Genomic DNA, 14,618 nt, shown 5'->3' on the forward strand with positions numbered 1-14,618 from the left:
AATTCTTTCTGTCGGTGGCCTGCGCTACCGTGCCCTACGTGTCTATCACCGTGTCTCCTTTCGTTGTATCCACAGTCAATGTCAACGGCGTCCGCGCGGCTACGCGCAAGGGGATGTTGCCGTGGTTGGAGACCACCGATGCTCACGCCATCTGTCTTCAGGAGACCCGAGCCAACGACGGCGAGCTCACCAAGGCGCTCGCCCCGGCACTGGATTCCGGATGGCATCTCGCATCGGCCGAACCTTCGGCCAAGGGCCGCAACGGTGTGGCGATCCTGTCGCGCACGGCCCCCGACGCCGTGCGCGTGGGCATCGGGGCCGAGGAGTTCGCCGATTCCGGCCGCTACATCGAAGCCGACTTCGGTGCGGTGACGGTGGCCAGCCTCTACCTTCCGTCCGGTGAGGTCGGCACCGAGCGGCAGGAGGAGAAGGAACGTTTCATGGCGGCCTTCGCCAAGTACCTGGCCAAAGCCGCCAAGGCGGCGGGCGCCGCCGATCGAGACGTCGTGGTGTGCGGTGACTGGAACATCGCGCACACCGAGAACGACCTGAAGGCGTGGAAGACCAACCGGAAGAACTCCGGCTTCCTGCCCGAGGAACGTGAATGGGTATCGGCCCTGCTGACGGGGAAGGCGCCCTGGACGGACGTCGTGCGCGAGCTGCACCCGGATGTCGAGGGCCCCTACAGTTGGTGGTCGTACCGAGGTAAGGCATTCGACAACGATGCGGGCTGGCGCATCGACTACCAGTTCGCGACGGTTGCGTTGGCCGAGCGCGCCAAGGAAGCGGTCACCGAACGCGCGGAAGCATACGACCAGCGGTGGTCCGACCACGCTCCGGTGACGGTGCGGTACCGGTAGAACCTGACGAAAATGGTGTTGCTCGGACGTGAAAAGATCATGACCATGTCTGTTCCCGCCTCGTCCGACACACCACAGGGTCCGCGCCAGCGTGTGCTGTCCGGAATCCAGCCGACCGCCGACTCGTTCCATCTCGGCAACTACTTGGGTGCGGTCCGGCAGTGGGTCGCTCTGCAGGAGGAGTACGACGCCTTCTACTTCATCCCGGATCTGCACGCCATCACGGTGCCGCAGGATCCGAAAGCCCTTCGGCAGCGCACGCGGATCGCCGCGGCCCAACTGCTGGCGGTCGGTATCGATCCGGCACGGTCGACGTTGTTCGTGCAGAGTCAGGTTCCCGAGCACGCCCAGCTCGCGTGGGTTCTCAACTGCATCACCGGTTTCGGTGAAGCAGGTCGGATGACCCAGTTCAAGGACAAGTCGGTCAAGCAGGGGCGCGATCAGACGAGCGTCGGTCTGTTCACATATCCGATCCTGCAGGCGGCGGATATTCTGCTCTACCGCCCGAATCTGGTTCCGGTCGGCGAGGACCAGCGCCAGCACCTGGAGCTCACACGCGATCTGGCCCAACGATTCAACACCCGTTTCAAGAAGACATTCGTCGTCCCCGACGCGCACATCATCAAGGGCACGGCCAAGATCTTCGATCTGCAGGAACCGACAGCGAAGATGAGCAAGTCCGGATCCAACCCGGCGGGCATCGTCAATCTGCTCGACGACCCGAAGGTGACGGCGAAGAAGCTGCGGTCCGCGGTCACCGACAACGAGCGCGACATTCGGTTCGACCCGGTGAACAAGCCTGGCGTCAGCAATCTGCTGGTCATCCAGTCCGCGCTGTCGAACTGCTCGATCGACGAGCTCGTGGCCGGATACGAGGGTAAGGGGTACGGCGATCTCAAGTCGGACACCGCCGATGTGTTGACCGAGTTCGTCACCCCGCTTAAAGCTGGTGTCGACGGGTATATGTCCGATATTGCCGAACTGGACAAGATCCTCGCAGACGGTGCGGACCGGGCCAGGGAGGTAGCGTCACGCACACTGGCGCAGGTGTACGACCGAGTGGGGTTCTTGACTCCACTCTCCTGACAGCGAGAGGTGATTGTCGTTCCCGACTTCCAAGCGATTCTTTCCGACCGCAGACAGAAATGGCCCTGGTTCGATCACACGGTTCGCGCTGCGTCGCGCTATCAGGCACAGAAGGGCGACTACTACGCCGCTGGTATGACCTACTTCAGCGTTCTTGCCTTGTTTCCGCTGATGATGGTCGCGTTCGCGGTGGCTGGTTTTGTGTTGGTCGGTCACCCGGAGTGGCTCGACGAGATCCGAACGGAGATCTCGGACAACATTCCTGGGTCCCTGGGCGAGACGGTCAACTCACTGATCGAAACAGCCATCGAGTCGCGCACCAGCGTGGGCATCATCGGTCTGCTCGGCGCGCTGTATGCGGGCCTCGGATGGGTCGCCAACCTCCGCGCGGCGTTGACCGCGATGTGGGAGTCGGTCCACGAACAAGGCGGATTCCTCGTCACGAAGCTGAAGGATTTCGCGGCGTTGCTCGGACTCGGTCTCGCCATGGCGGTGTCGCTCGGTCTGTCGGCCCTCAACGGCGGTTCGATCATGAGGAGTCTTCTCGAACTCGTCAACCTCGATACCGTGACCGGCGTCGGAGTCTTCCTGCGGATCTTTTCTGTGCTGTTGGCGATTTGTGCAACGTGGTTGGTGTTCACCTGGGTCATCTCGCGTCTCCCTCGCGAACCGGTGCCCTTCCGGAGTGCGCTGAAAGGCGGGTTGCTTGCGGCCGTCGGCTTCGAGATCTTCAAGCAGATCGCCGCGATCTACCTCGCATCGGTCACCAACGGGCCGGCCGGAGTTGTGTTCGGTCCGATCATCGGTCTACTCGTGTTCGTGTTCACGACATCCCGTTTCCTGTTGTTCGCCACTGCGTTCGCGGCGACGACTCAGGAGGCCATGGCGCTGGCCTTCGTGCCGCCGCCCGATCCGGCAGTGATCAACACCCGACTCGAGGTGAACGCCGGGCCGTCGATCGGAGGCGGGATCGCCCTGGTCGGAGCGGGTGTACTCGCTGCAATGGGGCTGGCTGGAGTCTTCGGTCGTCGCAGATAGTCGGTCACGGTTTTCGGTTGAGCCGACGAGCCCACAGCAGCAATCCGAGGACGACGAGCGCGCCGACAACACCGATGCCCACTCGAACAGCGGTGTTGCCGCCCGCCTCCAGTGAGGTTTCGCGTTGGCCGAGGGACGACGCACGGTCGTCGGGCGATGCGAGAGTCGGCACCGGCGCAGTCGGTCGAGTACTGGTCACAGCGCCCACCGAGTCCGGTTCGACGAGTTCTCCGACGCTCGTTCCGGCGGACGTGGCAAACCCGTAATCCAGCAGCCGTGACGCCTGTTCCCAGGGACGTATGGGCAGGACGTCGCCTTTCATGATGGTGATCGCGAGCCGTCGGCCGTTCTTCTCCGCGCCTCCGACGAACGTCTGTCGGGCGTCGTCGGTGTATCCGGTCTTGCCGCCGAGCGCGCCGTCGTAGTTGTAGAGCAGCTGGTTGTCGTTCGACAGGGTGAAGGGGGGTCGGTCCTGATCCTCGGGAATGCTGGGATCTTTCGGAAATCCCGGAAACTGGACCGTCTCGGTGGAGATCAGTTCTGCAAACGTGGAGTTGCGCATCGCGGCGCGGAAGAACAACGCGAGATCGTATGCCGAACTCGACATCCCTGGCCCGTCCAGGCCCGAGGGTGTTGCAGTCCGAGTGTCCAGGGCGCCGAGCGATGCCGCTTCGGCGTTCATCTTGTCCACCGTCGCTGCGTCACCCCCGAGTTGAGCGGCCAGTGCGTGTGCCGCATCGTTTCCCGACGCCATGACCAAACCCTGCATGAGCTGAAAATTGGTGTACACGCCGTTCTTGCCGATCCCGACGGCACTGCCTTCGGCATTCGCGTCCTCGGCCGTCGCGACGATTGTCTTGCTCAGGTCCAACTCGTCGAGCGCCACGAGTGCGAGAAGAATCTTGATCGTGCTCGCCGGACGATGCCGCCCGTGCGGATCCTTCGCTGCGATCACGTCGCCGGTGTCGATATCCGACAGCACCCAGCTCGTGGCGGAGATGTCTGCCGGTAGGGCAGGTGCGCCCTCTGGCGTGATGATTCCGCACTGTGCCAGCGATTGTCCGCCGACTGCGTCGGCCGGTACGGGTAGAGGATCGGGGACCGCGTCGCCGGGTTCCGGAACTTCGGACAGGTCGATGGCAGGCGGCGGCGACGTCGCGAACGGGCACGAGTCGGTGTTCGGCGTCGTGAAAGGAGTCGTCGTCGACGACTCTGCCGCTGGGTCTTCGGCGGGCTGCGCGAAGGCAGGCCCGCCCGCCGTGAACAGCACGGCAGTCGTTGCGAGGGCAGCGGTCACCCGAAAAATCGTTCTCATCGCGAATCACCCTAGGTGGTAGCTGATCCTACGCCGGGTAGACCCACCGGGTGATCCGCTTTTCCGGACCCGAGATCCTACCTACCCACCCACCCACGCAAACGCACGTGCATTTGCGTGGGTGGGTGGGGTGTGGTGGTCCTCGTGCGCAAATGCACGTGCATTTGCGTTCAGGGAAATTCGACTCCCCCGGTTGCCAATTTCAACGATATTTGGCGATGTAGTCGTCGATGGTCTTGCGCTGATAGCGGGAGACCTCGTCGGCGTTCTCGTTCTCGGCGAAGACGCTCGACACCAACACCGTGTCGTCGCGGTCGTAGAATCCCAGTTCGCCGAGTCCGCCGAAGAACTCGTCCCAGTCGACGTCGCCGTCTCCGATCTTCAGGTGCTGGTGCACCCGCACGGCGTTGCCGGGAGGGTTGGTGATGTAGCGAAGGCCGTGCGAGCGGTGGTGATCGAACGTGTCGGCCACGTGCACCAGACGCACGAGATCGCCTGCGGTGCGCATGATTCCGGGCAGGTCGCCGCCCATGTGGAACTGGTGGCACGCCACGATGACCATGCCGAAATTCTTCGAGTTGATACCCCGGATGACTCGAATGGCGGCCTGACCGTCCTCGACGAAATCGTCGGGATGCGGATCGATACGAACGTCGATCCCCTCCCGTTCGACGATCGGCACGAGTTCCTCCATCGAGCGGTAGAACGCGCGCTCGGACTCCTCTGCCTTCTCCGGACGCCCGCTGAACTCGGTGTTCATGACGTTCACCCCGAGGTCGACGGTGATCTGGATTGCGCGTTTCCAGTAGCGAACAGCGGCCTCGCGAGCGTCCTCGTCCGGACCGGACCACCGCAGCACCGGCAGAACCGATGCGATGCCGACTCCGGCGTCCGCGCAGGCCTTCTTGAACTTGGCGACGAGGTCGTCGTCGGCCTTGGGGTGATTGAAGAACGGGATCATGTCCACGTGCGGCGTGAGCTGCAGGTATTCGTAACCCAGGTCTGCGACCACGCGGGGAAGTTCCAGCAGCGAGAAGTCGTGGTGGAACGGTGTTGGATCGAGTGCAATCTTCATCGGTTGCTCGTGCAATCCTTGTCAGTTGCCGGAGGGGCGGAGGAAGGGGCGCTGGATCTTCTTCCACTTCTCGTAGGTGGCGTACGCGGTCTGGGTGGATTCGAGGGTCGAGGTCGCGCTGACCGGAACGTCCCACCACGATTCGGAGTCCGGCGCCGCGATGAGCGGATCGGTCTCGACGTGGATGACCGTGCTCGTCTCCGAGGCCTTGGCGGCCTTGACCGCGTCGGTGAACTCGTTGCCGTTGTTCACGCGGACGACCTCCACGCCGAGGCTGGCCGCGTTGGCTGCCAGGTCGACGGGCAAGATGCTTCCTTGCAGGCGTCCGTTGTCGGAACGGTAGCGGTAGTCGGTGCCGAACCGCTGCGATCCGAGGGACTCCGACAGTGATCCGATGGACGCGAATCCGTGATTCTGCACCAGGATCATGATGATCTTGACGCCTTCCTGCACGGCGGTGACCAGTTCGGTCGCCATCATGAGGTAGGAGCCGTCGCCGACCATGACGAACACGTCGCGATCCGGTTCGGCCATCTTGGCGCCGATACCGCCGGCGACCTCGTAACCCATGCACGAGAAACCGTATTCGACGTGGTAGCCCTTGGAATCACGTGTGCGCCACAGCTTGTGCAGGTCACCGGGCATCGAGCCTGCGGCGCAGACCACGACGTCACGGGGATCGGACAGTGTGTTGGCCAGTCCGATGACCTGGTTCTGGTTGAGCGGTGCGGACGAATCCTCGATCTTGTACACCGAGGACACGGTTGCATCCCACTCTGCCGCGAGTTCTGCAGTGCGACTGCGGTACCCGGCAGGAACCTCGTAGTCCGTCAGTTCTGCCGACAGTGCTTCGAGCGCTTCGCGGGCGTCGGCGACGACCGAGATGCCGCCCTGCTTCACCGAGTCGATGGACGCCACGTTGATGTTGACGAAGCGAACGTCCGGGTTGTTGAACGCGGTACGCGAGGCGGACGTGAAATCGCTGTAGCGCGTGCCGATTCCGATGATGACGTCGGCTTCGGTAGCGAGTGCGTTTGCTGCCGTGGTTCCGGTGGACCCGAGTGCGCCCACGGACTGCGGGTGATCGTACGGAACCGAACCCTTGCCTGCCTGGCTCTGCCCGACCGGGATTCCGGTCCTGGCGACGAACGACGCCAATGCCTCGGTGGCGCCGGAGTAGATGACGCCGCCGCCCGCGACGATCAACGGCTTCTTCGCGCTGCGGATGACCTCGGCCGCACGTGCCACGACGGATCTCTCCGGCAGGGGACGAGCGACGTGCCAGGTACGGGGTGCGAAGAAGGATTCGGGCCAATCGAATGCTTCGGCCTGCACGTCCTGTGGGATGGCGACGGTCGCGGCACCGGTCTCGACGGGGTCGGTCAGTACGCGCATCGCACCGAGCAGGGCACTCGGCAGCTGTTCGGGACGCCACACGCGATCGAAGTAGCGTGAGAGCGGCTTGAACGCGTCGTTGACGGTGACGTCGCCGCTGGAGGGGAGCTCGAGTTCCTGCAACACCGGAGCGCTGACGCGGGTAGCGAACGTGTCTGCGGGAAGCAGGAGGACCGGCAGGCGGTTGATCGTCGCCAGTGCCGCGCCGGTGAGCATGTTGGTCGAACCGGGTCCGACGCTCGCCGTCACGGCCCATGCCTGCAGGCGATCCTTCTGACGCGTGTACGCGACAGCGCTGTGCACCATGGCCTGCTCGTTGCGTCCGAGAACGTAGGGCAGCTCCGGTTCGGTCCCGGCTTCGACGGCGTCGATCTCGGCCTGCAGCAGCGCCTGCCCGAGGCCGGCGACGTTGCCGTGGCCGAAGATGCCGAACGCACCGGCGAAGAACTTGGTGCGGACGCCGTCACGCTCGACGTACTGGTTCGCCAGGAACTTCACGGTCGCCTGTGACACCGTGAGATGAACTGTGCTCTCGGTATTTTCGTTCTTGCTCGCCGAGATCGGCGCGGTGGACACCACGGTCAGGCTCCTGTCGATGCGGAGTTGGTGGACGGGCTGAGGGGAAGGCGGGGATCTACTGCCTGGTCCGCCCAGGTGCCGCGGATCCAGGTGTGCTCGGGGTCGTCGACGATGTTCCAGGCGCGTATCCGGCCCGGTCCTGCCATGACGTTCAAGTAGTACATGTGGTATCCGGGTGCTGCGACGGACGGGCCGTGGTAGCCGTGTGGCACGAGGACGACGTCGCCGGTGCGGACTTCTTCGAGGACCTCGATCGGACGCTGCGGGGTGCCGTACACGCGGTGGTAGCCGAAACCGTTACTGCCGTCCGGACCTTCGGCGATCTCGAAGTAGTAGATCTCCTCGAGTGCGGATTCATGCTCGGTGTTCTCGTCGTGCTTGTGGCCCGGGTAAGAGGACCAGTTGCCGCCTGGTGTGATGACCTCGCAGGCGATGATCGAGTCGGCCTCGAACGTGTCCGCGGTGCCGAAGTTGTGGACCTGGCGGCTGCAGTTGCCTGCACCGCGCAGTTCGACGGAGATGTCGGCTGCCGGGACGTAGCGGAACGGGAGCTTCTTCTCGGCGCGGGCGCCGCACAGAGCGAATCGCCCACCGTCTCGGCTGTCGATCGTGTACGCGGAATCCCTACCGACGTAGGCGAAGTCGGATGGACCGTCGAACACCGACGCGCGACCGGCGAGCTCGAACGTGGTGCCGTCGCTGGTGACGGTCGCCGAACCGGAGAGCGGCACGATCATGATCTCGTCAGGACCCGATTGCAGATCCACGGACTGTCCGGCGGTGAGAGTCACAGTCCACAAGCTGGATTCGGTCCAGCCCGCGGACTCGGGTGTCACGACGACGTCGAAGCCGTCCTTGCTTCCGGAGCCTGCTGCGATGTAGTACTCGGAGTTCATCTCTCACCTCACCATGTCCACTGCGGTGCCGACAGCGCCTGCGACGTCGCCGTCCTGCGGGTAGAGCAACGTGCGCCCGACGATCAGACCACGAACTGCGGGGATTTCGAGAGCCTTGGCCCAGCTGGCGTAGGTCTCTTCGGGCGCGGTCTGCGGATCTCCACCGAGAAGCAGCGTCGGCAGAGTGGTGGCATCCATGACGCGTTCCATCTCGTCGACGACCGGCAGCTTCATCCAGGTGTAGGCGGAGGTGGATCCGAGGCCCTGGGTGATGTGGATCGACTTGATGACGGCGTCGGCGCTCAGGTCGTTCTTGACCTTGCCGTCGACGCGGCTGGAGAGGAACGGCTCGACCATCGCGATGAGCTGTTCGGCGGCGAGCTCGTCGATCGCCTTGGCGCAGGCGGTCAACGTCTCGAGTGTGCCGGGATCATCGAGCGCGACGCGGGTGAGCATCTTGGCGCCGTTCATGCGTGCTTTGGCCGTCGACGCGGCGGTGGCACCGGTCATCTTGTCGTCGAGCTCGAACGATGCGCCTGCGAGCCCGCCGCGGTTCATCGAGGAGAACACGACCTTGTCCTCGAGGGCGCCGAGCAGAACCAGGTCGTCGAGGATCTCCGAGGATGCGAGGACGCCGTCGACACCGGGGTTCTCCAATGCCGTCCTGAGACGGTCGAGAAGCTCGGTGCGGCTGTTCATGGCCGTGGCATTGGTCCCGACCGACAGTGCGCCGCGAGCGGGGTGGTCGGCGGCGACGATCATGAGTCGGCCGTTACCCCGGATGGTGTCGCGGGTGACACGCGTCGCCCATGCTCGTTCGATCGCCTGTGGGTCGCTCGCGCGGATCGCGGTGACCTCTGCGTAGGTGGACGCAGCAGCAGGGGTCAAGGTGGTCTCAGACATTGACGGCCTCGCTAGTGGATTCTTCGGTGGCGGATTCTGCGAGTGCGGCGACCTCGTCAGCGGTGGGCATGGCGGTGGAGCATTCGAGACGAGAGGCGACGATGGCGCCTGCTGCGTTGCCGTAGCGGAGGATCTTCTCCAGCGGCCAGTCCGCGAGCAGTCCGTGGCAGAGCGATCCACCGAAGCTGTCTCCTGCGCCGAGGCCGTTGACCACGTCGACGAAGTTCGGCGGCACGGTGACGGTCTGGGACTTGGTCTTACCCATGACGCCCTTGGGGCCCATCTTGACGATCGCGAGCTCGACGCCGAGATCGAGCAACGCATCGGCGGCCTTGTGGGGATCGGTCTCGCCGACGGCGACCTCGCACTCCTCCTTGTTACCGACAGCGACGGTGACGTGCTGCAGAGCCTTCTGTACCTGTTCGCTGGCAGCGCTGGTCGATGCCCAGAACATGGGACGGTAGTCGAGGTCGAGCACGGTCAACGGAGCACGGCCGCGGGCCTCCCAGGCTGCGAAGTGCGCACTGCGGCTTGGCTCCTCGGACAGACCGGTCACCGTCGACCAGTACAGGCGAGCGGCCTTCACTGCGTCGACGTCGATGTTCTGCGGGGTGATCTGGAGGTCGGGCGCCGACGGCTTGCGGTAGAAGTACAGCGGGAAATCATCGGGCGGGAAGATCTCGCAGAACGTGACCGGGGTGGCGAACTGGGTGTCGGTGACGACGAAGCGGTTGTCCACTCCGAGGCGAGCGAGCTCGGCGGCGACGTAGCGGCCGAACGGATCGTTGCCGACGCCGGAGATGAGCGCGGACTTGCGTCCGAGGCGTGCAGCGGCGACCGTGACGTTCGCAGCGCTTCCGCCGAGGAACTTACCGAAGGATTCGACGTCCTCCAGGCCGACTCCGGTTTGCAATGGGTAGATGTCCACGGCGCTGCGCCCGATGGCGAGGACGTCGAAGGCCGTGGTGTTCGCATCGGCTGAGGTGGTCAAGATCGACTCCGTAAGGGTGTTGGGGGCGTGGCGGAAGCGGGCTTGCGGGCCGGCGGCGTGTCGCGTTCTACTGTGCGCCAGTTCACAGGTTTCTGTCAATAGTTTGTCCTGACATTCTTACTTCCAGTCAAGGCGATGTTAGTGTTCGCCTACACTTCCGATCAAGCCGGGCGTAGATTTGCCGCCCAAGAGGAGATACGGAGCGGACAGTCGTGACTGCGTTCAATACGACAACAGGGTCCAACGTGACAGCAGGGTCCAACGTGACAACAGGGACCAACGTGACCGCTGGCCAGGTGAGAACTGGTGCGACGGTGGCAACCCCTCTGTCCGTCGAGCTGGACAGAGGAAGTCCCGTACCCCTGTACTTCCAGCTGGCGCAAGCGATCGAAGCTGCCATTCTGGGTGGTCAGTTGGCCCCGGGGGACCGATTCGAGAACGAGTTGGCGTTGGCGAAGCGGCTCAATCTGTCGCGCCCCACTACCCGTCGAGCAATTCAGGAATTGGTGGACAAGGGCCTGCTGGTCCGAAAGCGCGGCGTCGGGACTCAGGTGGTGCAGAGTCCGGTGCATCGGCCGGTCGAGCTCACCAGTTTGTTCGATGACCTCGCTCGCGCCGGTCAGAGCCCGTCGACGAAATTGCTGGACTACCACGTCGGGATCCCGACCGACGAGGTCGCCCGCGAGCTCAACATCTCCGATGCGTCCGAGGTCGTGACGATCCGCAGGCTTCGTAGCACCAACGGCGAGCCTCTGGCGTTGATGACCAACCATCTACCGTCGGCCATCGCTCCCGACCCTGACGAGCTCGAGTCGCAGGGTCTGTATCAGTCGCTGCGCACCAGGGGAGTGCACATTCGCCTCGCGCGCCAGCGCATCGGCGCGAAGGCCGCCGATCGAGACGAAGCAGCGCTGCTCGACGAGAAGTACAAGGCGCCGCTGCTGACCATGCATCGCACTGCATTCGACGACTCGGGGAGCGTCGTCGAATTCGGATCGCATGCATACAGGGCGTCGCGGTACTACTTCGACACCACCGTCGTCGACCGCTAGCTGTTCGGTTCGCGTCTGTCGGCATCGGTGCCGATATGAAGTGGGGGAGCAGTCGACCCGCGGACCTGCAGGCTGGGCGGGAGCAACTGCAGCGATCCGGTTCCGCCCGGGTCGGTGATGCGCTCGACGAGTGCAGTTGCGGCGCGGCGGCCGACCTCGGCGGTCGCGTTGTCGACACTCGTGAGCCATACATGTCGTAGCTGCGCGATCGAGGTGTTGTCGTATCCGACGATCGAGACATCGCGCGGGATCGACAGGTGTCGCTCCTGGCACGCCGTCATTGCGCCGATCGCGACGATGTCGTTGACGGCGTAGATTGCCGACGGATGTATGCGTCCGGCGAGGATGCGCGCGGCGGCTTCGTGTCCGGCCTCCTCGGTCATGCCACTCTGTTCCACGCGGATGTACTTAGCCAATCCGTGCGCGGTCATGGCGTCTCGATAACTGTCGGCCCGAATCTCCGCGACGGCACCGAATCCGGCGATGTGCGCAATGTGTCGATGACCGAGCGCCACCAGGTGGTCGACGGCCAGTCGGCTGCCGAGGCGATCGTCGTTCGCCACCACATCCACTCCGGGAAAGTCGAGATCACGGCTCGCGACGACGACGGTCGGCATCGACGCGGCTGCCTCGGCGACCGCGGGTGTTGGCATTCGGGTACCGACGAGGGCGAGCCCGTCGAGCCGCAGGTCCATGAAACTCTTGAGATGTGATTCGTCGGAGCTGCGGTCGAGCCGGCCGTCGGCGAGAAACATCTTCAGATCATGCTGTGCCAGTACCGAATTCATTCCCTCGAGGCAGTCGACGAACCACGGGTTGCGTAGGTCGTTGAGCAGTACTCCGACGATGTGCGTGCGTTGCTGTGTCAGGCTGCGGGCGCTCAGATTGGGGCGGTAGCCCAGCTCCCGGATCGCATCCTCGACTGCGATGCGCTTTTCGTCGCTGACGGAACTGGATCCGCGGAGGACAAGCGATACAAGTGATTTGGACACCCCTGCATGGGCGGCGACGGTGCGAATGGTCGGCTGAGCCACGTGTGCATCCTCTCATGACAGCGCAGTGCGACTCGTGCGGGCGGTCTTGACACTTCGGTGTTGCGTATCGCAGACTCTAGTACATATTGGACCGGTCCAACGAGACGCGGTTCGTCATTGCGTGAGGAGACATACCCGTGAGTTCGACGAAGAACATTCGTGTCGGTGTAGCCGGATTCGGCTGGATGGGCCGCGTGCACACCCAGGCATACGCCCGACTTCTGCATCACTATCCCGATCTAGGGCTCGCACCCGTCCTGGCGTCGGTGGCCGACGAAGTGCCGGGACGCGCAGCGCACGCCGCCGAGCAGTTCGGATTTCTCGCCTCCACCACCGACTGGCACGACATCGAGTCCGACACGGACATCGGTGCTGTGTCGATCACCGCACCGAACTTTCTGCACCGCAGCATCGGTACGGCAATGGCCGAGGCGGGCAAGCACATCTGGATCGAGAAGCCGGTCGGACTCTCTGCCGACGATGCCCGCGCGGTAGCCCTCGCGGCCGACAAGGCGGGAGTCCAGACCGCCGTCGGCTTCAACTACCGCAATGCACCCGCCGTCGAACAGGCGAAAGCGCTCATCGAATCCGGAGAAATCGGCACCGTCACCCACGCGCGGTTCCGTTTCTTCAGTGACTACGCAGCTCATCCCGACGGCGCACTCAGCTGGCGATTCGAGCGTGCTCGCGGTGGCAACGGTGTGCTGGGAGATCTCGCGTCACACGGCGCAGATCTTCTCTGGTACCTGTTGGGGGACATCGATTCTCTCGTCGCCGACACCACAGTGTTCGTTCCGCAGCGCGCGAAACCGACCGGCGCGACCAGCGGGCACGCACTCGCAACCGGGGGCGAGCTCGGTCCGGTCGAGAACGAGGATTTCGTCAGCAGCCAGATTCGTCTCGCATCCGGTGCCCGTGCGACGCTCGAAGCGAGCCGCGTGTCCGTCGGTGAGCAGAACGCATACGGATTCGAGATCCACGGCACCAAGGGTGCTGTCTTCTGGGACTTCCGTCGGCTCGGCGAGCTGGCGCTCAGCACCGGGAATCGTTACCAGGATCAGCCTGTTTCGACGATCTTCGTCGGTCCCCAGCAGGGTGAATACGGTGCGTTCCAACCGGGGTCCGCATCGGCCATGGGCTACGACGACCTCAAGGTCATCGAGGCCAAGCGCTTCCTGCAGTCCATATCGGAGGGCACCCCGGTCGGCGCGACGGTGTGGGATGCCGTCCGTAGCGCGGAGGTTCTCGATGCGATGACCGAGTCCGTCTCCTCCGGCGGCTGGGTGAAGCCCGGAGCGTGACGCCGCGAGAAAGCGTCGCGCAAACGCACGTGCATTTGCGTCCGGCCAGGGGTAGAACCCCGGCCTGTACGCAAATGCACGTGCGTTTGCGTACAGGCCGGGGCTGGAGTCAGCGCGGCGACATACCCGCAGCGCGGTACGCGTCGTCGATCAGCGCCATGTTGGTGACGGCATCGGCCGCATCGAGCGGCAACGGCGATCCGTTCAGGATGTGATCGGCGAACGCCTCCAACTGATACGTGTACGACGAGCGTGTACCGAGATGCGAGACGGTCGTCTCCGAACCGATCGTGACGGACACTCGATCGTCGGTGTTCGGCTTGATGTGGTTGTGCACGATTGCCTCGCCCTTCGACCCGATCACCTTCAGGGTCATCAGGTCGTCGGGGTCGATCATCGAGTTGTACGACGCACCGGTTGCGCCGCTGGGGAATTCGAGTTGCACGTCGAACGATTCGTCGACACCGGGGTAGCGCTCGACAGCGGTCGCAGCGGTGATGGTGGGGTCACCGCCGGCATACTGCCCGAATAGTCGCTGCGCATGAAGGCCGTAACAACCGAGGTCCATCATGACCCCACCCGCGAGGTCGAGCGACCAGCGCAGATCGTCCGGTTCGGGTGCCGGCATACGCATGACCACTTCGACGTGTCGGAGGTCGCCGAGCGTGCCGTCCTCGAGTAACTGCTGCAGTCGCCTGGTCGCCGGATGGAACAGGTAGTGAAACCCCTCCATGACGGTGACGCCCGCTGCCGCCGCGGCGTCGGCCACGGCGGCGGCCTCGACACGATCGCGAGCGAACGGCTTCTCGGTGAGCACCGCCTTGCCCGCTTTGACCGCCGCTAGGTTCCACGGGGCGTGCAGCGAGTTGGCCAGAGGGTTGTACACGACGTCGACCTCGGGATCGTCGATGACATCCTGGTACGAGTCGAGAACGCGTTCGACGCCGTACTTCTCGGCAAAAGCCGACGCCCGGTTCCGATCACGCGCAGCGCATGCGACGAGGCGATGACCCAGGATCCGAGCGGGTTCGACGATGGCTTCCTCGGCGATGCGTGAAGCGCCGAGCACGCCGATTCGTAGTGCCGTCATCGG

13 protein-coding genes are annotated in these 14,618 nt (G+C 64.1%); 5 read left to right on the forward strand and 8 right to left on the reverse strand.

Annotation, left to right across the window (positions count from 1 at the left end):
- Positions 1-44 precede the first annotated feature (44 nt).
- From RY1_RS27325 to yhjD, 3 genes are read left to right on the forward strand one after another with little or no spacing between them, the layout of a single operon-like run.
- Positions 45-860, forward strand: a complete 816-nt coding sequence (locus tag RY1_RS27325; RefSeq protein ID WP_084727929.1) for an exodeoxyribonuclease III — start codon at positions 45-47, stop codon at positions 858-860.
- A gap of 45 nt (positions 861-905) precedes the next feature.
- Positions 906-1,946, forward strand: a complete 1,041-nt coding sequence (gene trpS / locus RY1_RS27330) for a tryptophan--tRNA ligase (protein WP_072807227.1) — start codon at positions 906-908, stop codon at positions 1,944-1,946.
- Between the two features lie 9 nt (positions 1,947-1,955).
- Entirely contained in the window at positions 1,956-2,984 is a 1,029-nt protein-coding gene (yhjD, locus tag RY1_RS27335; RefSeq protein WP_072807192.1) for an inner membrane protein YhjD, read from the forward strand.
- Positions 2,985-2,988: 4 nt separating this feature from the next.
- On the opposite strand, the gene RY1_RS27340 is transcribed toward yhjD, so the two are convergent.
- The 6 genes from RY1_RS27340 to iolC form a co-directional block, all read right to left on the reverse strand.
- Positions 2,989-4,299, reverse strand: a complete 1,311-nt coding sequence (locus RY1_RS27340; protein WP_072807193.1) for a D-alanyl-D-alanine carboxypeptidase family protein — start codon at positions 4,297-4,299, stop codon at positions 2,989-2,991.
- 202 nt (positions 4,300-4,501) lie between these two features.
- Complete coding sequence (locus tag RY1_RS27345; protein ID WP_072807194.1) at positions 4,502-5,374, reverse strand: sugar phosphate isomerase/epimerase family protein; 873 nt, start codon at positions 5,372-5,374, stop codon at positions 4,502-4,504.
- 21 nt (positions 5,375-5,395) lie between these two features.
- Positions 5,396-7,348 carry a 3D-(3,5/4)-trihydroxycyclohexane-1,2-dione acylhydrolase (decyclizing) gene (gene iolD, locus RY1_RS27350; protein WP_072807195.1) on the reverse strand — a complete coding sequence of 651 codons (1,953 nt, stop codon included), beginning with the start codon at positions 7,346-7,348 and terminating at the stop codon, positions 5,396-5,398.
- A gap of 2 nt (positions 7,349-7,350) precedes the next feature.
- Positions 7,351-8,244: a 5-deoxy-glucuronate isomerase gene (gene iolB / locus RY1_RS27355; protein WP_072807196.1), complete on the reverse strand. Its 894-nt coding sequence runs from the start codon at positions 8,242-8,244 to the stop codon at positions 7,351-7,353.
- Positions 8,245-8,247: 3 nt separating this feature from the next.
- Positions 8,248-9,147, reverse strand: coding sequence for a Cgl0159 family (beta/alpha)8-fold protein (locus RY1_RS27360; protein ID WP_072807197.1), 900 nt, complete (start codon positions 9,145-9,147; stop codon positions 8,248-8,250).
- Complete coding sequence (gene iolC / locus RY1_RS27365) at positions 9,140-10,138, reverse strand: 5-dehydro-2-deoxygluconokinase (protein WP_072807198.1); 999 nt, start codon at positions 10,136-10,138, stop codon at positions 9,140-9,142. Before iolC ends, RY1_RS27360 begins: the two co-directional genes overlap by 8 nt.
- A 314-nt stretch (positions 10,139-10,452) precedes the next feature.
- On the opposite strand from iolC, the gene RY1_RS27370 reads away from it, so the two are divergent.
- Complete coding sequence (locus RY1_RS27370) at positions 10,453-11,190, forward strand: GntR family transcriptional regulator (RefSeq protein ID WP_139279998.1); 738 nt, start codon at positions 10,453-10,455, stop codon at positions 11,188-11,190.
- Here the strand turns inward: RY1_RS27370 and RY1_RS27375 are convergent.
- Positions 11,187-12,224 (reverse strand): LacI family DNA-binding transcriptional regulator, encoded by a 1,038-nt coding sequence (locus RY1_RS27375; RefSeq protein WP_072807199.1) that lies wholly within the window; start codon positions 12,222-12,224, stop codon positions 11,187-11,189. The genes RY1_RS27370 and RY1_RS27375 overlap by 4 nt on opposite strands.
- Before the next feature lie 137 nt (positions 12,225-12,361).
- Here RY1_RS27375 and RY1_RS27380 point away from each other — a divergent pair, with 137 nt between their 5' ends.
- On the forward strand, positions 12,362-13,525 hold the full coding sequence (locus RY1_RS27380; RefSeq protein WP_281250027.1) for a Gfo/Idh/MocA family protein: 1,164 nt from the start codon (positions 12,362-12,364) through the stop codon (positions 13,523-13,525).
- Between the two features lie 109 nt (positions 13,526-13,634).
- Here RY1_RS27380 and RY1_RS27385 read toward each other — a convergent pair whose 3' ends face one another.
- Complete coding sequence (locus tag RY1_RS27385; protein WP_072807200.1) at positions 13,635-14,615, reverse strand: Gfo/Idh/MocA family protein; 981 nt, start codon at positions 14,613-14,615, stop codon at positions 13,635-13,637.
- Between the last annotated feature and the right edge of the window lie 3 nt (positions 14,616-14,618).

Source organism: Rhodococcus yunnanensis NBRC 103083, assembly GCF_001895005.1.
Classification (GTDB): domain Bacteria; phylum Actinomycetota; class Actinomycetes; order Mycobacteriales; family Mycobacteriaceae; genus Rhodococcoides; species Rhodococcoides yunnanense.